This is a genomic window from Amycolatopsis sp. NBC_01480 (assembly GCF_036227205.1).
In the GTDB taxonomy this organism is placed as follows: domain Bacteria; phylum Actinomycetota; class Actinomycetes; order Mycobacteriales; family Pseudonocardiaceae; genus Amycolatopsis.
The window spans coordinates 9897960-9920916 of sequence record NZ_CP109442.1; the positions used below are offsets into that span (position 1 = coordinate 9897960).

21 protein-coding genes are annotated in these 22957 nt (G+C 72.4%); 7 read left to right on the top strand and 14 right to left on the bottom strand.

Annotation, left to right across the window (positions count from 1 at the left end; genetic code table 11):
- Positions 1–5: 5 nt before the first annotated feature.
- The 9 genes from pspM to OG371_RS46200 all read right to left on the bottom strand — a co-directional run bounded on the left by pspM (position 6) and on the right by OG371_RS46200 (position 11101).
- Complete coding sequence (pspM, locus tag OG371_RS46160) at positions 6–1025, bottom strand: phage shock envelope stress response protein PspM (protein WP_329063891.1); 1020 nt, start codon at positions 1023–1025, stop codon at positions 6–8.
- 34 nt (positions 1026–1059) lie between these two features.
- Positions 1060–1911 (bottom strand): PspA/IM30 family protein, encoded by an 852-nt coding sequence (locus OG371_RS46165; protein WP_329063893.1) that lies wholly within the window; start codon positions 1909–1911, stop codon positions 1060–1062.
- 227 nt (positions 1912–2138) lie between these two features.
- The gene (locus OG371_RS46170) at positions 2139–2615 is read right to left on the bottom strand and encodes a helix-turn-helix domain-containing protein (RefSeq protein WP_329063895.1); all 477 of its coding nucleotides are present in this window, start codon (positions 2613–2615) and stop codon (positions 2139–2141) included.
- A 100-nt stretch (positions 2616–2715) separates the two neighbouring features.
- Entirely contained in the window at positions 2716–3216 is a 501-nt protein-coding gene (locus tag OG371_RS46175; protein WP_329063897.1) for a CinA family protein, read from the bottom strand.
- The gene (pgsA, locus tag OG371_RS46180; protein ID WP_442876059.1) at positions 3216–3881 is read right to left on the bottom strand and encodes a CDP-diacylglycerol--glycerol-3-phosphate 3-phosphatidyltransferase; all 666 of its coding nucleotides are present in this window, start codon (positions 3879–3881) and stop codon (positions 3216–3218) included. The genes OG371_RS46175 and pgsA overlap by 1 nt, the downstream gene beginning before the upstream one ends.
- The gene (gene rimO, locus OG371_RS46185) at positions 3878–5350 is read right to left on the bottom strand and encodes a 30S ribosomal protein S12 methylthiotransferase RimO (protein ID WP_442876060.1); all 1473 of its coding nucleotides are present in this window, start codon (positions 5348–5350) and stop codon (positions 3878–3880) included. The genes pgsA and rimO overlap by 4 nt, the downstream gene beginning before the upstream one ends.
- A gap of 565 nt (positions 5351–5915) precedes the next feature.
- On the bottom strand, positions 5916–6311 hold the full coding sequence (locus tag OG371_RS46190) for a hypothetical protein (protein WP_329063901.1): 396 nt from the start codon (positions 6309–6311) through the stop codon (positions 5916–5918).
- On the bottom strand, positions 6287–8986 hold the full coding sequence (locus OG371_RS46195; protein WP_329063903.1) for an AAA family ATPase: 2700 nt from the start codon (positions 8984–8986) through the stop codon (positions 6287–6289). Before OG371_RS46195 ends, OG371_RS46190 begins: the two co-directional genes overlap by 25 nt.
- Before the next feature lie 66 nt (positions 8987–9052).
- Entirely contained in the window at positions 9053–11101 is a 2049-nt protein-coding gene (locus tag OG371_RS46200) for an acyltransferase family protein (RefSeq protein ID WP_329063905.1), read from the bottom strand.
- Positions 11102–11266: 165 nt separating this feature from the next.
- Between OG371_RS46200 and OG371_RS46205 the strand changes: the two genes are divergently transcribed.
- Positions 11267–11797: an amino-acid N-acetyltransferase gene (locus OG371_RS46205; RefSeq protein ID WP_329063907.1), complete on the top strand. Its 531-nt coding sequence runs from the start codon at positions 11267–11269 to the stop codon at positions 11795–11797.
- 1 nt (position 11798) lies between these two features.
- The gene (locus OG371_RS46210) at positions 11799–12425 is read left to right on the top strand and encodes a nitroreductase family protein (protein ID WP_329063908.1); all 627 of its coding nucleotides are present in this window, start codon (positions 11799–11801) and stop codon (positions 12423–12425) included.
- Here the strand turns inward: OG371_RS46210 and OG371_RS46215 are convergent.
- Both OG371_RS46215 and OG371_RS46220 read right to left on the bottom strand, forming a co-directional pair.
- Entirely contained in the window at positions 12418–12858 is a 441-nt protein-coding gene (locus OG371_RS46215) for a hypothetical protein (protein WP_329063911.1), read from the bottom strand. The genes OG371_RS46210 and OG371_RS46215 overlap by 8 nt on opposite strands.
- A 43-nt stretch (positions 12859–12901) precedes the next feature.
- Positions 12902–15256, bottom strand: coding sequence for an FtsK/SpoIIIE family DNA translocase (locus OG371_RS46220; RefSeq protein WP_329063913.1), 2355 nt, complete (start codon positions 15254–15256; stop codon positions 12902–12904).
- On the opposite strand from OG371_RS46220, the gene OG371_RS46225 reads away from it, so the two are divergent.
- The 5 genes from OG371_RS46225 (at position 15246) to OG371_RS46245 (ending at position 18536) form a co-directional block, all read left to right on the top strand.
- The gene (locus OG371_RS46225; protein ID WP_329063915.1) at positions 15246–15473 is read left to right on the top strand and encodes a hypothetical protein; all 228 of its coding nucleotides are present in this window, start codon (positions 15246–15248) and stop codon (positions 15471–15473) included. The two genes, OG371_RS46220 and OG371_RS46225, sit on opposite strands and share 11 nt — an antisense overlap.
- A 148-nt stretch (positions 15474–15621) precedes the next feature.
- On the top strand, positions 15622–16452 hold the full coding sequence (locus OG371_RS46230; RefSeq protein ID WP_329063917.1) for a lysophospholipid acyltransferase family protein: 831 nt from the start codon (positions 15622–15624) through the stop codon (positions 16450–16452).
- Between the two features lie 55 nt (positions 16453–16507).
- Positions 16508–17122 carry an NAD(P)H:quinone oxidoreductase gene (wrbA, locus tag OG371_RS46235; RefSeq protein ID WP_329063919.1) on the top strand — a complete coding sequence of 205 codons (615 nt, stop codon included), beginning with the start codon at positions 16508–16510 and terminating at the stop codon, positions 17120–17122.
- A gap of 41 nt (positions 17123–17163) precedes the next feature.
- Positions 17164–18111: an EamA family transporter gene (locus tag OG371_RS46240; RefSeq protein ID WP_329063921.1), complete on the top strand. Its 948-nt coding sequence runs from the start codon at positions 17164–17166 to the stop codon at positions 18109–18111.
- 32 nt (positions 18112–18143) lie between these two features.
- A complete protein-coding gene (locus tag OG371_RS46245) occupies positions 18144–18536 on the top strand; it encodes a RidA family protein (protein WP_329063923.1) in 393 nt (130 codons plus the stop codon).
- A gap of 63 nt (positions 18537–18599) precedes the next feature.
- On the opposite strand, the gene OG371_RS46250 is transcribed toward OG371_RS46245, so the two are convergent.
- From OG371_RS46250 to OG371_RS46260, 3 genes are all read right to left on the bottom strand, one after another.
- Positions 18600–20297: a ribonuclease J gene (locus OG371_RS46250; RefSeq protein WP_329063925.1), complete on the bottom strand. Its 1698-nt coding sequence runs from the start codon at positions 20295–20297 to the stop codon at positions 18600–18602.
- Positions 20294–21307: a 4-hydroxy-tetrahydrodipicolinate synthase gene (gene dapA / locus OG371_RS46255; protein ID WP_329063927.1), complete on the bottom strand. Its 1014-nt coding sequence runs from the start codon at positions 21305–21307 to the stop codon at positions 20294–20296. The genes OG371_RS46250 and dapA overlap by 4 nt, the downstream gene beginning before the upstream one ends.
- Positions 21308–21421: 114 nt before the next feature.
- Complete coding sequence (locus OG371_RS46260) at positions 21422–22918, bottom strand: serine/threonine-protein kinase (protein WP_329063929.1); 1497 nt, start codon at positions 22916–22918, stop codon at positions 21422–21424.
- Positions 22919–22957: the final 39 nt, after the last annotated feature.

A 22957-nucleotide genomic window follows, 5' to 3' on the forward strand; every position in this document is an offset into this window, starting at 1 on the left:
TCGGGTCAGGAAAGGTCTTTGAGGGCCAGCGCGAGCCCGGCGAGGTGGTCCGTCGCGTCGGTCAGGGCCTCGCGCGAGGTGCCCAGCCCGTCGCTGCTGGCGGCGACCGCGCGGCCCGCGGCGGCGACCAGGCTGCCGTATCCCTCGATGCCGTCGTCGAGCTGCTCGCGCAGCTTGGCCACGGCGGCGTCCAGCGCGCCGCGCTCCCGCTCCGGCGCCGAATTCCGCCCGCGTTCGATGGCCTGGATCCGCCCGGCCAGCCCGCGCAGCGCCAGCGCGGCCTGCTCGGCCGTCGCCCTGGCGTCGGCCACCGACACCTCCGGCACGGCGAACGTGCCCAGCGAGGACGGCACGGCCAGCTGGTTCAGCAGCTCGCCCAGCGAGGCCTCGGACTCGGCCAGCCGTTCCATCGGCTCGCGCGCCACGGAACCGGCCGCGGGCAGCGGCGGGGGCCCGCTCGGCGCGGACGGCAGCTGGATCTTCTTGAGGTTGTGCAGCTTGACGCCGGTCCGCACGCTGAACGTGCCGAACGCGAGGGTGCCGAACCCGGCCAGCACGGCCTGGCCGATGTCCGGCGCACCGGCGGCGAGCAGCCCGGTCCCGGCGAGCACGGTCAGCACGCCGAGCATGATGGTGATCAGGATCCACAGCGTGAGCACGCGTGAAGTGCGCCGCTTGCGCCGCTCCAGCTTCGCGGCGGGGTGGTTCCAGCGTTCCCACTTCGCCCGGGCCTGTTCGACCGCGGGCACCTGCCCGGCGACCGCGGCGAACGTGGCAGGCACGGTGGACGGCCGCCGCACGATCGGCCGCGGCGGCGAGGGCCGGTGCTGGAAGTTGCCGGGTTTCGGCTGCGCGGCGGGCTTCCCGCCGGCCTCTTCGGCCGGCGGGAAGTACCGCTGCAGCTTCTCCTGGGCGCGCTGGGCTTTCTCCTGCGCCCGCTGGGCGTAGTCGGGCAGCCGCTCGATGTGCTTCTCGAGCTTGGCGTTGAACTCGCTGAAGTCCCGCCGTCTGCCGCTACTGCCCATGACACACGCCCCCGGAGTGGTTCGGCCTGTTGGGTCAGGCCGGGTTCTTGCCCTGCTCGGCCTGCACGCGGGCCTGGATCTCCCGCTGGATGTCGGCGCTGTTGCCGCCACTGGCCGCCGGGGCCTTGGCCGCAGCACCGCCGTCGGTGACCTGCGCGACCGAGTCGCCGCGCAGGGAGTTGCGGATCTGCTCCAGCCGCGAGTGGCCCGCCATCTGCGTGGCGGACTGCTGCACCTCGAGCATCCGGCCCTGGACCGAGTTCTGCGCGAGCTCGGCCGAGCCGAGCGCGGTGGAGTAGCGCTTCTCGATCTTGTCGCGGACCTCCTCCAGCGACGGGGTGTTGCCCGGCGCGGCCAGCTGGCTCATCTGGTTCAGCGAAGCGGAGACCTGCTCCTGCATCTTCGCCTGCTCCAGCTGCGAGAGCAGCTTGGTGCGCTCGGCCAGCTTCTGCTGCAGCATCGTCGCGTTGCGCTCGACGGCCTGCTTGGCCTGCGCGGCCGCCTGCAGCGACTGGTCGTGCAGGGTCTTCAGGTCCTCGATGCTCTGCTCGGCGGTGACGAGCTGCGCGGCGAAGCTCTCCGCCGCGTTCTCGAACTCGGTCGCCTTCTGCTCGTCACCCTTGCCGCGGGCCTCGTCGGCCAGCACCAGTGCCTGACGGGTGGACGCCTGCAGCTTCTCGACGTCGCCGAGCTGCCGGTTGAGCTTCATCTCCAGCTGGCGCTGGTTGCCGATCACGGAGGCGGCCTGCTGCGTCAGCGCCTGGTGATTGCGCTGTGCCTCCTCGATGGCCTGCTGGATCTGTACCTTCGGGTCGGCGTGCTCGTCGATCTTCGACGAAAACGCCGCCATCATGTACTTCCAGAACTTCACGAACGGGTTGGCCATCTCCTCCGCCTGCCTTCTTGCGTCCCACGGGCCTGAGTTACCTCGAGGTGGGGCGTCACTCCCCTAGTCACACAACGTCCCGACCCCGGCGTTGGGTTCCATCGTGTCAGGTCGGCCCCCGCCGTTCCAGGCGACCCCGGGGGAATTCAGGGTCAGCCCTGATCGGCAGCGGACGCAAACGGACGGCCCCGGGTGACAACCCGGAGCCGTCCGTGTGCGAAACGTGGTTATGCGGCAATGGTCGACGCGAGCTTCGGCGCGCCGATCGTGGTCCGCAGGGTGGTGTTGAGCCGGGGCGACGGCGAAAGCCGCAGGTCGGACAGATCGTCGCCGATCAGCTCGGACACCAGGCTGCCGCCCTCGAACCCGCCGGCCGCGGCGGACGCCTCGGCGGCGCGCTCCGGCACGGTTTCGCGGGGTACGGCGCCCTCGACCACCCGCTCGTCGACCGGGGCGACCTCGACCTTGTCGAGCGCGGACACATCGGCCGCGACCTTGTGCAGCAACTCGCCGAGTGGAAGCTCCAGGGCGTCGCAGATGGAGGCCAGCAGCTCGCTGGACGCCTCCTTCTGACCACGCTCGACCTCGGACAGGTAGCCGAGGCTGACCCTGGCGGCGCGAGAGATGTCACGCAGCGTTCGACGCTGGTTGGTGCGGGCATGACGGAGCCGATCACCGATCGCCTCACGCAACAGCACGGTCATCACGCGCCTCCCTTCCCGAACTGGTGCCTCCTACGTTACCCAGAGCGGCGCCCCGGGCGCAGGACTTGAACCATGCGTACGCCAAGGGCGAACGCCACGCTCAGTCTAGTTGTTCCTCGAGGAGTGTGAAGGCGGCGCTCACGGAGCCGGTCCGGACGGCGTCCCGGTCACCGGTCAGCACCAGGGTACGGACGGTCTGCCCGGAAGGCCCGCGGAGCCCGAGGTGGACCGTGCCCGGGGCGGCCCCGTCCTGCGCCGAGGGTCCGGCGACGCCGGTCAGGCCCAGGCCCCAGGTCGCGCCGCAGCGATCACGCGCACCGGCCGCGAGCTGGGCCGCGACCTCGGGATCGACCGCGCCGCGGGCGGCCAGCAGCTCCTCGTCGACGCCCGCGAGCACGTGCTTCAGCTCGGTGGCGTAGACCACCAGCCCGCCGCGCAGCACGGCGCTCGCGCCGGGAATCCGGGCCAGCGTGGCGCAGACCAGGCCCGCGGTCAGGGACTCGGCCGCGGCCACCGTCTCACCACGCCGGGTGAGCGTCGCGACCAGCCTGGCGGCCTGGCCGTCCAGATCAGGCACTGGAGAATGGGACACAGCGGGCATCAGGCGCCGGTCGCGCGGCGGCCGGCGGCGCGCAGCCGGATCGCGCGCACCAGGTAGTCGACGCCGGTGACCACGGTCAGCACCACGGCCAGGCCAATCAGCGTCCAGCGCACCGGGTCCGCGCCGGCCGGCAGCGGCAGCAGGTAGACCACGATGGCCAGGATCTGGGTCATCGTCTTGGCCTTGCCGCCGCGGCTGGCCGGGATCACGCCGTGGCGGATCACCCAGAACCGCAGCAGCGTGACGCCGATCTCCCGGACGGCGATCACGATCGTGACCCACCAGGGCAGCTCGCCGAGCACGCTCAGCCCGACCAGCGCGGCGCCGATCAGCGCCTTGTCCGCGATCGGGTCGGCGATCTTGCCGAAGTCGGTGATCAGCCCGTATTTGCGGGCCACCCAGCCGTCCACCTGGTCGGTGGCCGAGGCGACGGCGAACAGGCCGGTCGCGATCAGCCGCCAGGTGGTGTCCGCGCCGTCGCCGGTGAACAGCGCGAGCACGAACAGCGGCACCAGCACCAGCCGCGACAGGGTCAGCAGGTTGGCGAGGTTGAGGGTCGGGACCGGCGTCGGCTCCGGCACCTGGGCAGCGGCCTCGGCGGGACGGGCGGGGGCCTGACCGTTGCGGGTCATGCCCTCCCCGGCGTCGCTGGGGGCGGCACTCACCGGTCGGCGTCCGGTACCGGGCGGACGACCAGGTCGACCCCGGCCGATTCGACGACCTCGCAGCGGACCAGGTCGCCGGGCTTGAGGGCCGGCTCCTCCTCCAGGATCACGCACTCGCCGTCGACCTCGGGCGCCTGGTGCGCGGCACGGCCCACGGCGTCTTCGCCGTCCTCGGCCGCCTGCTCGACCAGCACGTCGACGAAGGTGCCGATGCGGTCTTCGGCGCGCTGGGCGGTGAGTTCCTCGACCAGCGCCGAGATGCGCGTGACGCGGGCGGTGACCTCCTGCGGGTCCAGCTTGCCGTCGAAGGTCTCGGCCTCGGTGCCGTCCTCGTCGGAGTAGCCGAACACGCCGACCGCGTCGAGCCGGGCGCCGGTCAGGAAGCGCTCCAGCTCGGCCAGGTCGTGCTCGGTCTCGCCGGGGAAGCCGACGATCACGTTGGTCCGGATGCCCGCCTCCGGCGCGTACTCGCGGATCTGCTCGGTCAGCGCGAGGAAGGAGTCGGTGGAGCCGAACCGGCGCATCCGGCGCAGCACCTGCTCGCTGGAGTGCTGGAACGAAAGGTCGAAGTAGTCCGCGACGCCCGGCGTGGCCGCGATGGCCTTCACCAGCTGCGGCCGCGTCTCGGCCGGTTGGAGGTAGGACACGCGCACCCGCTCGATGCCCTCGACCTCGGCCAGCCGCGGCAGCAGGCGCTCGAGCGCGCTGGCGCCGTCGCGGCCGAAGTCCTTGCCGTACGAGGTGGAGTTCTCGCTGACCAGGAACAGCTCTTTGACGCCGTTCTCGGCGAGCCACCGCGCCTCGGCGACGATCTCGTCGGGCTGCCGCGACACGAACGAACCGCGGAACGACGGGATCGCGCAGAACGAGCACCGCCGGTCGCAGCCCGACGCGATCTTCAGCGCGGCCACCGGCGAAGTGTCCAGCCGGGTGCGCAGCACGCGCGGGCCCCAGCCGTGCTGGGCGTGCCCCGGCACCTGGACGGACTCGCTCGCCGCGGGCCGCTGGACCGGGCTGATCGGGAGCAGCTTGCGGCGGTCGGACGGGGTGTGCGAGGCGAGCTTGCGCCCGGCCACCACGTCGTCGAGGCGGTCGGACAGCTCGGCGTAGTGGTCGAAGCCGAGCACCGCGTCGGCTTCGGGCAGGCTGTCGGCCAGCTCGTGGCCGTACCGCTCGGCCATGCAGCCGACCGCGACCACCTTGCGCCCGGTGTCGGCGGCGGCCAGCAGCGTGTCGACCGAGTCCTTCTTCGCCGACTCCACGAAACCGCACGTGTTGACCACGACGACGTCGGAGTCCTCCGGATCGGCGGCCAGCTCCCAGCCCCCGGCCGCCAGGCGTCCGGCCAGTTCCTCGGAGTCGACCTCGTTGCGGGCACAGCCCAGCGTCACGAGGGAAACACGACGGCCGGCGGCCGGCTCGACGGTGGACGGCCCGGTCGTAGAAGGCTCAGTGGTGGGAGAAGGCACGACGTTCAGCGTAGCCGCCGGGCTCGGGCCGGGCGGCGACGGCGTCGCCCAGACGAGGAGATGGGCCGGTGGCGGAGCGCAGGGGGCGGGCGTGGGTGCTCGTACGAGCGGCTCAGCACGAGCACGCCGCACGGTGCCCGGGTGCCGTGGCGCAGCCCAGTGCTCCCGCCTAGCCCTGCCACCCCGCCCAGTGCTCCCGCTTAGGGCGTGTCCGGCAAAGGTTGCGGGTCGCTGTGCGGCGGGCTGGCTCGGTGTAGCGGATGACGCTTTCCCTGCGCTCAGTGCAGCGGAAGCGTCATCCGCTACCGGCGGCAGCCGCGAGACCGGCTTTCTCAGACACGCGCTAGCCCTGCCACCCCGCCCGGTGCCCGAGTGCCGTGGCCCAGCCCGGCGCTCATGCGCAGCGGCTCAACCCGGCCACCCGAGCGGTAGCCGGGGGCCATGGCCCAGCTCGGTGCTCCTGCGCGGCAGTCCGGCCAGCCACCCCGCGGTGGCGGAGTGCTCGGCCGGGCGCGGTGGTCCCGCGGAGCGGCCCAGCCCGGCCACCCCGCGCGAAAGCCCCTGATTACCCCCGCGCCGGCAGATCCGCCGCGGTCAGCAGGGTCAGTTCCGCGTCGCCGACCGACTCCAGGTCGACGTCCGGCCCCGCCAGTCGGAGGGATTGCGCGGCGATCGTGCCTTCCAGCAGGCCGCGGGCGGAGCGGCCGTTGGCGAATCCGCGGCCGCGGTCGAGGGCGGCCATGGCTCCGGGCAGGGCGGCCGTCAGGTCCTCGGCCAACCGGTAGCCCTGGCCGGCCGCCATCGCGGTGAAGATGGCGGCGAGCTGGGCGTTGTCGTAGTCGGCGAATTCGACCGTGCCGCCGAAACGCGAGCGCAGGCCGGCGTTGGCGTCCAGGAAGCGGTCCATGTCCGCCGGGTAGCCCGCGGCGATCACGATCAGGTCCTCGCGGTGGTTCTCCATCTGCACCAGCAATCGGCGACGGCTTCCTGGCCGTAGTCCGAGCCTGAGCCGGAGCCGGTCCCCTGCGCCAGCGTGTACGCCTCGTCGACGAACAGCACGCCTCCGATCGCGCGTTCGCAGACCTCGCGGGTCTTCGGCGCCGTCTGCCCGAGGTACTCCCCGACCAGGTCCGGCCGCGCGACCTCGACCAGGTGCCCGGACGGCAGCACCCCCAGCTCGCGGTAGAGCTGGCCCATCAGCCGCGCGACCGTGGTCTTGGCGGTGCCGGGGTTGCCGGTGAAGACCAGGTGCCGGCTGCGCGCCCCGACCGGCAGCCCGGCCTTGCGCCGCCGCGCGTCCATCCGGGTCTCCGCGACGAGCGCCCGCACCCGCTGCTTGACACCGTCGAGGCCGATCATGCCGTCGAGCTCGGCCAGCAGGTCGTCGAGACCGCGCCGCGGACCGGCGTCGTCGGCGACCCCGACCCCGGCCTCGCCCGGCAGGTCGGCGGCGACCAGCAGGGCCAGCGCGGAATCGGGTCCGGCGGGCTGCGCGGCGAGCCGTCCGGCCTGCTGCCCGAGCACGGCCTCCAGCAGCCCGCGCACGGAACGGCCGTTGGCGAAGCCGCGGCCGCGCGGGATCCGGCGGATCGCCTCGGGCAACGCCCCGATCAGGTCGGCGTCGAGCTGGTAGCCCTGGCTTTCGGCCATCGACCGGAAGATCGCGGCCAGCTCGTCGTTGCTGTAGTCCGGGAACTCGATCCGGGAGGAGAAACGGGACCGCAGGCCGGGATTCGACTCGAGGAAGCCGTCCATCTCCTTGGGATAACCCGCGACGAGCACGACCAGGTCGTCGCGGTGGTTCTCCATCTGGACCAGGATTTCGGCGACGGCCTCGCGGCCGTACTCGTCGTCCTTGTCGAGGGAGAGGCTGTACGCCTCGTCGATGAACAGCACGCCGCCAGTCGCCCGTTCGCACACCGCGCGGGTTTTCTTCGACGTCTCGCCGATGTACTCGCCGACCAGGTCCGGCCGGGCCACCTCGACCACGTGGCCCTTGGACAGCATTCCGAGCGCCTGGTAGATCTTCCCGATCAGGCGGGCGACGGTCGTCTTCGCGGTGCCCGGGTTGCCGGTGAGCACCAGGTGCCGGCTGCGGACCGTGACCGGCAGGCCCGCGTCCCGGCGCCGCGCGTCGATCGCCGCTTCGGAGACCAGCGCCCGCACCCGCTCCTTCACCGGGGCGAGCCCGATCATCGCGTCCAGCTCGGCCAGCAGCTCCTCGACCGGACGGCCGGCCCGCTGTTCCGCCGCGGCGGCGAGGGGCGCGACGTGCTCCATCCCGAGATGGACCCGGCCGTCCGGGGACACCCCGCCGGCCACGGCCCCCCGGGCGGCTGCGTCGAGTACCGCCTCCACCCCGCGGGCGCCGTTGCCGGCGCTCCCGGCCAGCGGAACCAGGCGATCCCGCACTGCGGCCGGCAGCACGAACGAGCGTTCGGCCGCGATCACGTCCAGCAGCGCGGCGGTCCGGCCGGACTGGGCGAACCGCGGCATCCGGTACTGGATCACGGTCTGGGCGAAGTCCGGCGCCTCGGCGCGCAGCACCTCCAGCACACGCTCGGTGCCCGCGAGCACCAGCAGACGACAGCTGTTCTGGTCGTGCGCATAGTCCCGCAGCGCGCGCAGGACGCCGCCGGGCTCCTTTTCGAACAGGGCGTCGACCTCTTCGATCAGGATGAGCGGCGGATCCCGCTGTTCGGAGATGTGGTCGCGGAGCACCACCTCGACCGGCTCGTCGCCGGCCGCGGCCAGCAGGTCCGGGGCGGTGACCGCCACCTCGGCCTCGAAACCGACCTCGGCGGCACCGAGTTCGACGCGGAGCGTCCGCCACAACCGGCGTTGCCCGGTGTGGGGCTCGCCGACGAGCAGCACGAGCGGGTTCGGCTGCTTCGTGCCCGCGTTCTGCCGGGCCCACTCCTGCATCGCGACGACCCACTCGGCGTGCGCCTTCTCGTACTGCTCCTGCTCGCGCCGTTCCCACATCCGGTTCCCGGCCGAGAGCAGGTCGAACGTCATCGAACGGGTGGTGCGGGCGAGATCGTCGAGGTAGCCGCGTTTGTCCTTCGGCCGCTCGGGCTCCGGCGGCGGCGTCCCCCGGCCGTCCTGGGTGCCGTGCCTGCTGCGGTCGGCCCAGGCGACGACCTGCACCACCCGCCGCACGAACTCGCCGGCCGGCTCGGCTCCCGCGACGAACGCCGTGCCGACGAGGTTCTCGACTCGCACCAGGGCCTCGGCCGGGCGCACGGGCTGCGGCACCGGGCCGGACGGCGAACCGGCGGCAGCGGCCGGGCGCGGCGGCGCGGAGGCAGGGCGATTCGGCCCGGGAGGACGGACACCCGGCGGACCGGGCTGAACCGGCGGACCGGGCGGAACAGGTTGCATCGGCGGACCGGGCCGGGCGGGCGGACCGGGCTGCCCGAATCCGTTCGACGGCACGATCCGCGTGGCGGCCCGGTATCCGGGGTCCGCGGGCACCGTGCCGAACTGCCAGGCCCCGCCGGGCCGGGTCCACTGCACCGGCTGCCCGGGCACGAGCAGCCACGACGTGCCGTCCGGCCCGATCAGCATCACGTTGCGGCCCATGGCGGTTTCCGCCTGGGCGGCCTGGAACGCGTCCGACCCCGCGCGCGTCATTACCCGTTCCCCCCGTGTCACTTCTGCCGGCCCGACAGCATACGGGCGGGCGTCAACGAGCAGTGATCACCACTTCAAGGCCGCGCTCATCTGCTTGTCCACGATGGGCGACAACGTGGTCAGGAAGGTCGCGGTGACGTGGTTGTCGTCCATGTACACCAGCACGTTGCCGACCGTGGCCGGGCAGACGTCCATACCGCAGAAGTAATCCGTGAAGTCCAGGAACGACACGTTGCCCGGGACGTTCGCCATCGTGGTGTAGGACGGGTCCGGCGGCAGCACGTCGTCGCGGTCGCGGGCGCAGGCCGGGTCGTCCGGGGTCCGCTCGGCGACGCAGGCGGCCACGTCGAAGCCGAAGCGCGGGTTGTCGCGCAGTGCCACCACGGGGATGCCGGCCCGGTCGAGCCGCGCCCACCGGTCGAGGAAGCCCTGCGGGGTGGTCTCGGTGATCCCGGCGCCCACGTTCAGGCTGCCCAGCGTCACCACCGCGTCCGGGCGCATCGCCACGATCTCGGCGGCCGCGGCCTTGTTCCAGTCGAAGCAGGGCTGGTCGCCCGGCATCAGGTCGGAGGTGGCGGAGAACGGGCAGGCGCCCTTGAGCATCGAGGTGATCTGCCAGCCCTCGCTCTGCACCATCGGCAGGAACGCGGCGAGGTACTGCTGCATGTGCGAATCGCCGACCACCACCACGCGCTTGGCGGGCGGTCCCGCCGGGTCCTGGGTGCAGACCTTCAGCTCGTCGTTGCGCGGCGAGGTCGTGCACTGGTCGTCGCCGATGCCGGCCCAGTCCTCGGGCAGCTTCAGCATGGGCGGCACGATCGAGGGGGACGCCGAGCCGCGGTAGACGAAGCCCGGGGTGTGCGCGACGGCACCCGGGTGATCGGGGTCTCCGAGCGCGATGGAGTAGTTCGCCTCCGCCGTGGTGTAGCCGCCCCAGACGCCGGCGGCGATCAGCACTGGGGCGAGCGCGAGGAGGGCGAACCGGTAGGCGCCCCAGCGTTTCACCGAGCCGATCTTCGACAGCCGGATCGGGTTCTCGATGAAGTGGTAGGTCAGCACCGAGAGCAGGAACGACACCCCGAGCACCACCGCGCCGCCGAGCAGGCCGACGGCCTCGCGCTCGCGCACGATCAGGTAGAACACCAGCACCGGCCAGTGCCACAGGTACAGCGAGAAGCTGATGTTTCCCAGGTAGCCCAACGGTTTCGAGCTCAGCCAGCGATCCGCGCCGAAGCCGCTGCCGGTCTGGCCGGCCACCAGGACCAGGCCCGCGGACAGCGTCGGCCACAGTGCGATGAAGCCCGGGAAGACGGTGTCGACGCGCAGCACGATGCCGCACAGCACGAGCCCGGCCACGCCGACCCAGCCGAGCAAGATGCGCAGCCGGCGCGGCAGCGTGACGGTGTCGAGGAACATCGCCATCAGGCCGCCGAGCGCGAACTCCCAGACGCGGGTGAGGCCGTGGAAGTAGGCCAGCGGCTGGTCGGCCGCGGTGAGGTGGACCGAGTACGCGAGCGAGGCGGCGAACAGCGTCACCAGCATGACGTTCACGGTGCGGCGCAGCGGCCAGCCGAAGCGGCGCACGGCCAGGCCGAGTGCGACGAAGACCACCGGCCACAGCAGGTAGAACTGGCCCTGGATGGACAGCGACCAGAAGTGCTGCACGACGCTCGCGGTGTTGTGCTGGGCGAAGTAGTCGACCGAGTCGGCGGCGAGCTGCCAGTTCTCGTAGAACAGCGCGGAGGCGAACACCTCGCGGATGGTCTGGAACCAGCGGTCCTCGGGCAGCAGCAGCGCCGAGGCCACGACCACGGCGAGCAGCACGGTCATCGCGGCCGGGAAGAGCCGTTTGATCATCCGGCCCCACATCGGCCGCAGCTGGACCTTGCCGCGCAGCGACGCGCGGTAGAGCTGGCCGGTGATCAGGAAGCCGGAGACCAGGAAGAAGACATCGACGCCGCCCGAGATCCGGTCCAGCCAGACGTGGTAGACGACCACCAGCACCGAGGCGAGCGCGCGGACGCCCTGCAGCTCGGGCCGGAACCGCGACTGCGCGGCCGACGCCGCGGGGGACCGTCCGGACCGTTCGGCCGTCGTCGCCGTGGTCCCGGACATGGGTGTCCCTCCCCCTGGTCGCCGCGCCGCGATGCGCGTACTGGCTGATGCGATGGCCTGACGTGACGGCACGGTTGTGTGCGCGCACTAGCTATACGTGACGGGCCGGGCGGCGGCGCATCCGGGGGTCCCCCGATCGAGCCGTCGGCGGCGCCGGGCGGGCGGATGGATATCTTGGCTGGTGTGCCTCCCGACTTCGCCAGCCCGGCCGTCCGCCGCGCCCGGATAGCCGACGTCCGCAAGATCAAAGCGCTCGTCGACTCCGACGCGGGCCGCGTGCTGCTCGAGAAAGAGCTGGTCACGCTGTACGAGGCGATCCAGGAGTTCTGGGTCGTCGTCGACGCCGGCGACGAGGTGCTCGGCGCCGCCGCGCTGCACGTGCTCTGGGAGGACATCGCCGAGCTGCGCACGGTGGTGGTCGACAAGGCGGCCCGGGGCCAGGGCATCGGCCACCGGCTGGTCGGGCGGCTCGTCGAAGAGGCGCGCGAGCTGGGCCTCAAGCGCCTGTTCGTGCTGACCTTCGAAACGGACTTCTTCTCCGGGCACGGTTTCGTCGAGATCGACGGGACGCCGGTCTCCCAGGAGGTCTACGAGGAGATGCGCCGCTCACTCGACCCCGGCGTCGCGGAGTTCCTCGACCTGCCCTACGTCAAGCCGAACACCCTCGGCAACTCACGCATGCTCCTGGAGTTCTGAAATGGACACCGACCACCTGCTCAGCACCACCCGCGCCGTGCGGCGCAAGCTCGACCTCGAGCGCCCGGTCGAGCCCGCCGTGCTCGCCGAGTGCCTGGAGCTGGCGCTGCAGGCGCCGACCCCGGGCAACCAGCAGGATTGGCGCTGGCTGGTGGTGCGCGACCAGGGCGTCAAGGACCGGCTGGCGTCGGTGTTCCGCCGGGTCGGCGAGGCCTACCTGGCCGCCCGCGCGGCCGAGGCGGACGCCAGCCCCGCGACGGCCCGGGCGCTGGCGTCCGGGCGGTACCTGGTCGAGGTGATCGAGCGGGTGCCGGTGTTCGTGGTGCCGTGCCTGCGCGGCCGCCCGGCCGGCGACAACAGCGTGGACGCGGCCTTCTACGGCGGGATCTTCCCGGCGGTCTGGAACTTCCAGCTGGCCCTGCGCTCGCGCGGACTCGGCTCGACGCTGACCACGTACCACCTGCAGCACGAGTCGGAGGCCGCGCAGATCCTCGGCGTGCCGGACGGCTACACCCAGGTCGGGCTGCTGCCCGTCGCGTACACCACGGTGCCGGACTTCAAGCCGGGCGCGCGGCGGCCGCTGTCGGAGGTCGCGTTCCTCGACCACTGGGGCGAACCGCTCAGGTGACGCGCAGCGTGATCCGGTCCCCGCGGACGCTCACGCCGACCAGCTCCACCTGAGCGGCGGCGAACGTCGTGGCGTGCGGCCCGCGCCGGCCGGTGTGCAGCTGGGTGTCGGTGTGCTCCCCGCGGCCGGGCTGCGTCAGCGTCACGGCGACTGCGGCGTCGCCTTCCCAGATGCAGTGCAGCCCCGGCTTGCAGCGGGAGTCCTCGACCAGCCGGGTGTAGCGGACGGTGATGTCCTTGGTGCTCAGCTCGGCCTCCTGCCCGGTGGCGAGCGAGACGTCGTGTCCGGGATCGGCCGTGACGGTCCCTTCGACCGCCGGCCGTGGCGGCGCCGCCGGTCCCCCGTGAGTCTGCGCGAGGGCCACTGAACTCCCCGCGCCCGCGGCGAGGACGACCAGCGTCCCCATGGTCAGAGCGAGCCTCTTGGCGTCCATGGTGTGAAGACGGAGCGGGCGGCGCCGGGGGTTGCACCCGGCGTCAGAACTCTTCGTCCTCGCCGGCCGGCTCGGGGGCGTCGCCGCCGCGGATCATGAACAGCACCGATTCCAGTTCTTCCGGCTTGATCAGCACGTCGCGGGCCTTGGAGCCCTCCGACGGGCCGACGACGCCGCGGCTTTCCAGGAGGTCCATCAGGCGGCCGGCCTTGGCGAAGCCGACGCGGAGCTTGCGCTGCAGCATCGAGGTCGAGCCGAACTGGGAGGTGACGATCAGCTCGGCGGCCTGGAGCAGCACGTCGAGGTCGTCGCCGATGTCCGGGTCGATCTCCTTCTTCTCGCCGGCCTTCTGGGCCGTGACGCCGTCCTGGTACTCCGGCTGCGCCTGCTCCTTGGCGTAGTTGACGACGGCGGCGATCTCCTCGTCGCCGACGAACGCGCCCTGGATGCGCACCGGTTTGCCCGCGCCCATCGGCAGGTAGAGCGCGTCGCCCATGCCGATCAGCTTCTCGGCGCCCGGCTGGTCGAGGATGACCCGCGAGTCGGTCAGCGACGACGTCGCGAAGGCCAGCCGCGAGGGCACGTTCGTCTTGATCAGGCCGGTGACGACGTCGACCGACGGCCGCTGGGTCGCCAGCACCAGGTGGATGCCGGCCGCGCGCGCCTTCTGCGTGATCCGGACGATCGCGTCCTCGACGTCGCGCGGGGCGGTCATCATCAGGTCGGCCAGCTCGTCGACGATCGCCATGATGTACGGGTACGGCGCGTACACGCGCTCGCTGCCCGGCGGCGCGGTGATCTCGCCGGAGCGGACCTTCTTGTTGTAGTCGTCGATGTGCCGGACCTTGTTGACCTGCATGTCCTGGTACCGCTGCTCCATCTCCTCCACCAGCCAGGCCAGCGCGGCGGCGGCCTTCTTCGGCTGGGTGATGATGGGCGTGATCAGGTGCGGGATGCCCTCGTAGGGCGTCAGCTCGACCATCTTCGGGTCGATCAGGATCATCCGGCACTCGTCCGGGGTCGACCGCGCGAGCAGCGACACCAGCATCGAGTTGACGAAGCTGGACTTACCGGAGCCGGTCGAGCCCGCCACCAGGAGGTGGGGCATCTTCGTCAGGTTCGCGGTGACGAAGTGGCCCTCGATGTCCTTGCCCAGCCCGATCACCATCGGGTGGTTGTCCTTGACCGTGGTCGGCGCGCGCAGGACGTCGCCGAGGCGCACCATCTCGCGGTCGGAGTTCGGCACCTCGATGCCGACCGCGGACTTGCCCGGGATCGGCGCCAGCAGCCGGACGTTGTCGGTGGCCACGGCGTACGCGATGTTCTTGGTCAGCGCGGTGATCTTCTCGACCTTGACGCCCGGGCCCAGCTCGACCTCGTACCGGGTGACGGTCGGGCCGCGGGTGAAGCCGGTGACCTGCGCGTCGATGCTGAACTGCTCCAGCACGCCGGTGATCGCCTCGATCATGGCGTCGTTGGCCTTGCTGCGGGACTTGGGCACGTCGCCGAGCTTCAGCAGGTCCGGCGGCGGGAGCTGGTAGTCGCCCTCGACGGTGCGGGTCATCGCCAGCGGCGGCTCGGGGGCCTTCTTCGGCTTCTTCTCCGGCACCTCGGCGGCGGGCGTCGCCGGCTTGGGCTTCGGCGGGCGCAGCGGGGTGGGCGTCTCGGCCAGCGCGGCGTCGAGGTCCAGCTGCTCGCCGTCCTGCTCGCCGCGGCCCTGGCGACGGCGCGAAGGCTTGCGCAGCCGCGCGGCCTTCGGGTCGGCTTCGATGACCGCGTCGGCCTCGCGCTCGGCAGCGGCGGCCGCGTCGCGCTCCGCCTCGACGTCGGCGAGTTCCTCCTCGTCGAGGCCCCAGGTGCGCAGCCGGTGCGGGATCTCGCGCACCGGCGTGCCGGTGAACACCAGCACGCCGAACAGCAGCGCGAGGATCAGCAGCGGCACCGCGACCCAGGTGGTGACGCCCTGGGTGAGCAGCCCGCCGGAGAACCAGCCGATCACGCCGCCGGCGTACATCCGGCCGTCGTTGGTGTGCGGCAGCGCGGTGAAGATGTGCAGCATCCCGAGCACGGACAGGACCACCAGCAGGGTGCCGATGACCATCCGCGGCCGGGTCTCCGGGTCCGGCTCCGAGCGCATCAGCGCGACCGCGACCACGACCAGCACCAGGGGCAGCGTCACCGCGCCCGCGCCGAGCACCGTGCGCGTCGCGACCTCCACGGCGGCGCCGATCGGCCCGGCGGCCCGCCACCACACGCCCACGGCGGCGATGATCGCCAGCGCGATCAGGCCGAGCGCGAGCCCGTCACGACGGTGTTCGGCCTCCAGCTCGCGGGTGCGCCCGACCGTGCGGGCCAGCGTGCCGAGGCCCTTGGCCAGCAGGTTCCAGGTGCCGCGCACGCCCCGCCCGAACGCGCCGGAAGACGAACGCTTTCGCGAAGCCGGCCTGCGCGCCGACGAAGAAGGCCTCCGGGAGGAAGACGACGGGCGCGAACGCGAGCCGGAGCCCGCCGACCGCGGCTTGGCCGGGGTACGCGAACCACGCGCCGGTGCCTTCCCGCCGCTGCTCGAACTGCTCCGCTTTCTCGTCGCCGACCCAGCCATGCCTCCACGGTAACGGGCCGGGGCCGATAGTCCCATGCGCCACTCTCAGCACAGGCGAAACAATCGCCTCGGCCGGCACGCGTGCGGGGGCACCCGGATTCAGCCCCCTGCTGCCGGAACCACCCCATCGGGGGTACCCGCCGCCATGGCAAACTCTGCGCATGTTCGCGCTGCAGCAGGACGATCCCCCGGCTCCGCGCCGCGCCCCGGCGATCTGGCGGACGATGCTGAACATCGACCGCGGCCTGGTCAACATGGTCGGCAAGCTGACCGTGTCCGGCTCGATCCCGCCCGCGCTGCGCGGCCGCCCGCTGCTGATGGCGGCGAACCACATCGGCGTGTTCGACGCGTTCGTGCTGATGGCCGCGTGCAAGCGGATCGGCATCAACCCGCGGTTCATGCTGGCCGGCGGCATCCTCGACGCGCCGCTGATCGGCCCGGCGCTGCGCGTCAGCGGGCACCTGCGGGTGGACCGCCAGGTGGCGGCGACCGCGGTCGGGCAGTTCGCCGAGGCCGTGGAGCAGCTCCGCACCACCCGCGAGCCGATCATCGTCTACCCCGAGGGCCGGATCAGCCACGATCCCGGCCTGTGGCCGGAGCGCGGCAAGACCGGCGCGGCGCGGCTGGCGCTGGCCGCGGACGTGCCGGTGATCCCGATCAGCCAGTGGGGCGCGCACGAGGCCGTGTATTGGGGCACCGAGACCGTGAACGGACCGGCCGACCTGGTGCCGCTGGCCCGTTCCGGGCTGAGTGCGCCGTTGCGGCGGCCGCGGTTCAAGGTGCACTTCGGCGATCCCGTCGACCTGTCCGGGGTCGAGCCGGAACGGCCGGGCGCCGGCGTGCGCGCGCACGCCAAGATCATGCAGGCCATCACCGACGGACTGGTGCCGCTGCGCCGCGACGAGCCCGTGCGGCCGCGGTTCACCGACCCGACCCGGCCGACGGACACCGTCAGCCCGTGGAAGCCGGGGCAGGCCAAGCCGTCGCGGTGACGGCCGCGTTCCGGATCATGGGACCGGGCCGGCGCCTGGCCTAGAGTCGCGAGGCGTGAGCACACGCATTCTGGTCGTCTACTACAGCGCCACCGGGAACGCCGCCGCGCTCGCGTCCGCACTGGCCGATGGCGCGCGCGAGACCGGGGCCGAGGTCCGGTTGCGGACGGTGCCGGAGACCGCGCCGCCCGAGGCCGTCGCGAGCAACCCGCGCTGGCAGGCCTGGGTGGACGCCGGCCCGCACCACGAGTACGCGACGCTGGCCGATCTGGAGTGGGCCGAAGGCATCGCGGCCGGCGGCCCGACCCGCTTCGGCGGCCCGCCCGCGCAGCTGAAGTCCTTTTTGGACAGCACCGGCGGCCTGTGGGCGCAGGGAAAGCTGGCCGACAAGGTCGCGACGTCGTTCACCACGGCGTCCACCACGCACGGCGGGCTCGAGGCGACCGTGCTGGCCACGAACAACATCTTCTACCACTGGGGCGCGATCGTGGTGCCGCTCGGCTACGGCGACCCGCACCTGAAGGAGTCCGGCAACCCGTACGGCGGCTCGTTCGTCTCGCGCAAATCGGCGGCGCCGGACGAACTGGCACTGGGCGCGCTGCGGCGGCAGGGCAAGCGGCTCGCCACGATCACCACGCACGTCGCCACCGGGCTGAAAGCCCAGCAATAAATCGGTATCGACGCCTCGTCGGTCTTCCGTAGGGTCGCGCAGTGACCACCGAACTGGCCGCCGTCGCCCCGCGGCCCCACGTCCCGCACCGCGGGCGCGGCAGTGTCCTGGTGCTGGCTTCGGCGCTGCTGTTCAGCACGTCCGGCATCCTCGGGAAGCCGACCATGCTGGCCGGGCTGACCCCGGAACAGGCGGCGACGCTGCGAATCGGCTTCGCGGGCCTGCTGCTGCTCGTGGGCACGGCCGTGTTCGCGCCGCAGACGCTCAAGGTGCGTCGCGGGGAATGGCCGATGCTGGTCGCGTACGGGCTGCTCGGCGTCGCCGGGACGCAGCTGTTCTACTTCATCGCCGCGTCCCGGATCCCGGTCGGCATCGCGATCCTGCTGGACTTCACCTCGCCGGTGCTGATCGCCCTGTGGGTCCGGTTCGTGCGCCGGACGCGGCTGCCGCGCGCGATGTGGGGCGGGATCGCGCTGGCGATGGCGGGCCTGGCGCTCGTCGCGCAGGTCTGGGAGGGCATCAGCCTCGACACCGTCGGCCTGCTCGCCGGCCTCGGCGCGGGCGTCTGCTCGGCGGGCTACTTCCTGATCGGCGAGCGCGCGGTGACCGGCCGCGACCCGCTGGGCCTGGTCACCTGGGGCATGGTGATCGGGGCGGTGGTGGTGTGCGTGGTCGCGCCGCCGTGGACGGTGCCGTGGCCGCTGCTGGCCGGCGCCGTCGCGTTCGGGCCGTGGACGACGCCGCTGTGGCTGCTGGTGGTCGGAGTGGTGCTGCTGTCGACGGTTTTCCCGTATCTGCTGAGCATCTCGTCGCTGCGGCACCTGCCCGCCTCGGTGGCGAGCGTGCTGGGATTGGCCGAACCGGTGCTCGCGACGGTCCTGGCGTGGGCGCTGCTGGGTGAGGCCCTGACCTGGCCCCAGGTACTGGGCGCGGCCATCCTGCTCGGTGGCGCTTTGCTGGTGCAGGCCAATTCGAAAGCAGTCACCTGAGCGCAGGCCGCACGACGAACAGGGGAAACACGATGATCGAACGCTTCGAACGGCCGCCGGGCCTGGGCCCGGTCAACGGCTACAGCCACGCCGTGGCCGGGGCCGGTCGCCTGGTGGCGGTGTCGGGCCAGCTCCCGGTGGACGCCGACGGGTCCATTGTGGACCCCGCCGACGGCCTCGCCCAGGCCCGGCAGGTGTTCGCCAACCTGGGCACCGCACTGCGGGCAGCCGGCGCGGGGCCGGAGGATGTCCTGCGCCTGACGTACTTCCTCACCGACCTCGCGGATCTCGGCGCAGTCCGGGCCGCACGCGATGAATTCCTCGGCGACGGCCCGCGACCGGCTAGCTCGCTGGTGCAGGTCGCCGGACTGGTCCTCCCCGGCGCACGGATCGAGATCGACGCCCTCGCCATCATCCAGGCGTAGCCCAGCTCAGGGCTCGTGAGTGTTTATGACGGTTCTAACCGTCATAAACACTCACGAGTCTTCTCAGACCGGGATGACCGTGGGCACGATCATCGGGCGGCGGCGGTAGGTGTCGGCGACCCAGCGTCCCACCACCCGGCGCACGGCCTGCGCGATGCGGTGTGTGTCGGTGATGCCCTCGGCCTCCGTGCGCGCCAGCTCCATCTCCACCAGCGGCACGACGGCGTCGAGCGCCTTCGGGTCGTCGGAGAAGCCGCGGCCGGAGACCGTCGGGCTGCTGACCGCGCGGCCCGTGCTGGAGTCGACGGCGACGCTGATCGAGATGAAGCCGCCCTCGCCCAGCACCAGCCGGTCCGACAGGGTCGACTCGCCGACGTCGCCGACCGAGAGGCCGTCCACGTACACGTGCCCGACCTCGACGCGGCCGGTGCGGGAGGCCTTGCCGTCGACCAGGTCGACGACCACGCCGTCCTCGGCGATCACCACGTTCTCCGGCGCCACGCCGGTCCGGATGGCCAGCTCGCCGTTGGCGCGCAGGTGCTTCCACTCGCCGTGCACCGGCATCACGTTGCTCGGGCGCACCGCGTTGTACAGGTACAGCAGCTCGCCCGCGGACGCGTGCCCGGAGACGTGCACCTTGGCGTTGCCCTGGTGCACGACGTTCGCGCCGAGCCGGGTCAGGCCGTTGACCACGCCGAACACCGCGGTCTCGTTGCCCGGGATCATCGAGCTGGCCAGCACCACGGTGTCGCCGGAGCGGATCGAGATCTGCCGGTGCTCGCCGCGGGCCATGCGCGAGAGCGCCGAGAGCGGCTCACCCTGCGACCCGGTCGAGACGAACAGGACCTTGCTCTCGGGCAGCGTGCTCGCCTGGTCGAGGTCCACCAGCAGGCCCTCGGGCACCTCCAGCAGGCCGAGGTCGGCCGCGATGCCCATGTTCCGGACCATCGAGCGGCCGACGAACGCGACGCGACGGCCGTGCCGTGACGCGGCCGCGAGCACCTGCTGCACGCGGTGCACGTGGCTGGCGAAGCAGGCGACGATCACGCGCTGGTCCACCCGGCGGATCACGTCGTCGAGCACCGGGCCGATGTCGCGCTCCGGCATGACGAACCCGGGCACCTCGGCGTTGGTCGAGTCCACGCAGAACAGGTCCACGCCCTCGTCGCCGAGCCGGGAGAAGCCGGCCAGGTCGGTCAGCCGGCCGTCGAGCGGCAGCTGGTCGAGCTTGATGTCGCCGGTGTGCAGGACCACGCCCGCCGGGGTGCGGATGGCGACCGCCAGCGCGTCCGGGATCGAGTGGTTCACGGCGAAGAACTCGAGGTCGAACGCGCCGACCTTGCGCCGCTCGCCCTCGCGCACCTCGATCAGCTTCGGCCGCTGGCGGTGCTCCTTGGCCTTGGCCGCGAGCAGCGCGTTGGTGAAGCGCGAACCGTAGATCGGCAGGTCCGGCCGCAGCCGGAGCAGGAACGGGACGGCGCCGATGTGGTCCTCGTGCCCGTGCGTGAGGACCAGGCCGTCGATGTCCTCGAGCCGGTCCTCGATCGCCCGGAAGTCCGGCAGGATCAGGTCGACGCCGGGCTGGGTGTCCTCGGGGAACAGGACGCCGCAGTCGACGATCAGCAGCCTGCCGTCGTACTCGAAGACGGTCATGTTGCGCCCGACTTCGCCGATGCCGCCCAGCGCGACTACGCGAAGGGCCCCTTCGGGCAGTTTGGGCGGGAGGTTCGTCGGGCCGGGTCCGGGGGGAAGTGAGCTCACCGGGGCAGGGTCCCAACGCTGGTGTGTGAAGTGGGGGCCACGTAGGCCGCCTGGGAATCCGCTTGTGCCACCCGTGCACCATGCCAGTCCGAGGCCGCCGTGTCGCCCAGCGGCACGCCGCCCTGGGCAAGATCGGCGGCGATCAGCTGGAGCTGGTCGTCGGTGGCGGGCACGATCGGCAGCCGCGGGTCGCCGATGTCGAAGCCGCGCAGCCGCAGCGCGGCCTTGCTGAACGCGACGCCACCGAGCCGGGACATGGCCCGCATCACCGGCAGCATGCCGCGGTGGTTGGTGCGCGCGGTGGAGGTGTCGCCGTTCTCGTAGGCGTCGATCATCGCGCGGATCCGGCCGGCCACCACGTGCCCGATCACGCTGACCACGCCCGCGCCGCCGACCGAGATCCACGGCAGGTTCAGCCCGTCGTCGCCGGAGTAGTAGGCGAGCTGGGTGCTGGCGATCACCTCGGAGCCGGCGATCAGGTCGCCCTTGGCGTCCTTGACCGCGACGATCCGCGGGTGCTCGGCCAGCCGCTGCAGCGTGTCGACCTCGATCGGCACGATCGAGCGCGGCGGGATGTCGTAGAGCATCACGGGCAGCTCGGTGGCGTCCGCGACCGCGGTGAAGTGCGCGAACAGCCCGGCCTGGCTGGGCCGCGAGTAGTACGGCGTGACCACGAGCAGGCCGTGGGCGCCGGCCTCGGCGGCCGCGTGGGCCTGCTCGATGCTGTGCGCGGTGTTGTTCGTGCCGGCGCCGGTCAGCACGGTGGCCCGGTCGCCGACCGCCTCGACGACGGCGCGGACCAGAGCGGCCTTCTCCGCGTCGCTCGTGGTGGGGCTCTCGCCGGTGGTGCCGTTCAGGACCAGGCCGTCGTTACCCAGCTCCACGAGGTGCTCGGCGAGCTCCTGGGCCCGCTTGACGTCCAGCGCCCCTTCGCTGTCGAAGGGGGTCGCCATCGCGGTGAGCACACGCCCGAACGGCCGTCCTGGCGCTGCGGTAGGTGGGGTGGACATGGTGATGACGGTACCTCCTCGGCGCAGCCAATCCCCTCCCGACCTGGTGCCCCGCCGGGAACTGCGGAGATTTTCCTCCCCCGGCGCGCGGGGGCCGGAACTCTTCGCGTGCCGCTACTTGACCTTGGTGGTGATCTGCGCCGGGATCTGCCCGTTGCCGGTCCGGGCGAGCACGCAGTAGAACTCGCGGCTCGGGCTGTCGCTGGATTTCTCCGGGGTCAGGTTCCACTCGCGCTCGGTCGGCACCAGCGCCTGGTAGGTGAGCCCGGCGCGCTGCTGCGCGGGCACCACCGACGAGGTGAACGACGTCGCGCAGCGCGCCTCGGCGGCCCGGCTGATCGCCTCGAGCCCGGGGTAGGCGGCGACCTGGGCTTCGTCGTTGCTGTAGTTCTCGACGGGCAGGGCGTCGGCGCTGTCGTAGACCTCGAGGGTGTGGCTCTTCTTGCACTCGACGTTGTTGTCGTCGCCGATCACGACCCCCGGCTGGACCACGGCGTTGTAGCAGGGCTGGTAGTTGTCCAGCGCCGTCTTGAGGTAGCCGTCCGGGCCGTAGGTGACGGTGGGCAGCATCTGCGGGTCGGCCTTCGGCGACCACACCGGTTCGCCGAGGAAGAACCCGCCCACCAGCGCGGCGACGACCAGGGCCGCGGCGGCACCCAGCCACCAGCCGCGGCGGCCGCGCTTCGGCGGCTGCGGCGCCACGCGGGTCAGCGGCTGGGCGCCCGGGTGCGGCATCGTCACGCTGCCGGGCGCCGGGGTCGGCGGCTGGCCGGCGGCGGTGGCCAGCAGCGCGCGGGCCTGTGGGGCGGTCAGCCGGGCCTCGGGCTTGGCCACCAGCAGGCCGAGCACCGCCGCCGCGAGCGGGCCGCTGCCCCGGGTGAGGTACGGGACCTCGGTCATGATCGCGTGCAGGGTCGCGGCCGTGGTCGGCCGTTCGAACGCGACCAAACCTTCCACGGCGAAGAACAGCGTCGCGCCGAGCGACCACAGGTCCGACTCCGGCATGGCCTCCCGGCCCTCGACCCGTTCCGGGGCCATGAAAGCCGGCGAGCCGACGATGACCCCGGACGTGGTCAGCCGCGGGTCGTCGATGGCGTGCGCGATGCCGAAGTCGGTGAGCTTCACCCGGCCGTCCGGCGCGACCATGATGTTGGCGGGCTTGACGTCGCGGTGCACGATCCCGGCGGCGTGCGCGGCCTGCAACGCGGCGAGCACTCGCTCCCCGATCGCCGCGGCCTGCGCCGCGGGCAGCGGGCCCTGGCCGCGCACCAGGTCGGCCAGCGTCGGGGCCTCCACCAGCTCCATCACGATCCACGTGGTGCCGCCGTCGGTGACCACGTCGAACACCGTGACCACGGCCGGGTCGTTGAGCCGGCCGCCGGCGCGCACCTCGCGCAGCACCCGCTCGGAGAACACGGCCGAGCCCTCGCTGTCGGGCAGCCGCAGCTCCTTGATCGCGACCGCGCGGCCGATCACCTGGTCCTGGGCCCGCCACACCACGCCCATGCCGCCGCGGCCGAGCTCGCCGAGCAGCCGGTAGCGGCCGGCGACCACGCGTGCTCCGGAGGCCGGGGCGGTCGGGTCGTGCGGGCGCGTCTGTTCGTCGGTCACTGCGGTGGTGCTCCTCGTTCCGGGGTCGCGCGGATGGTA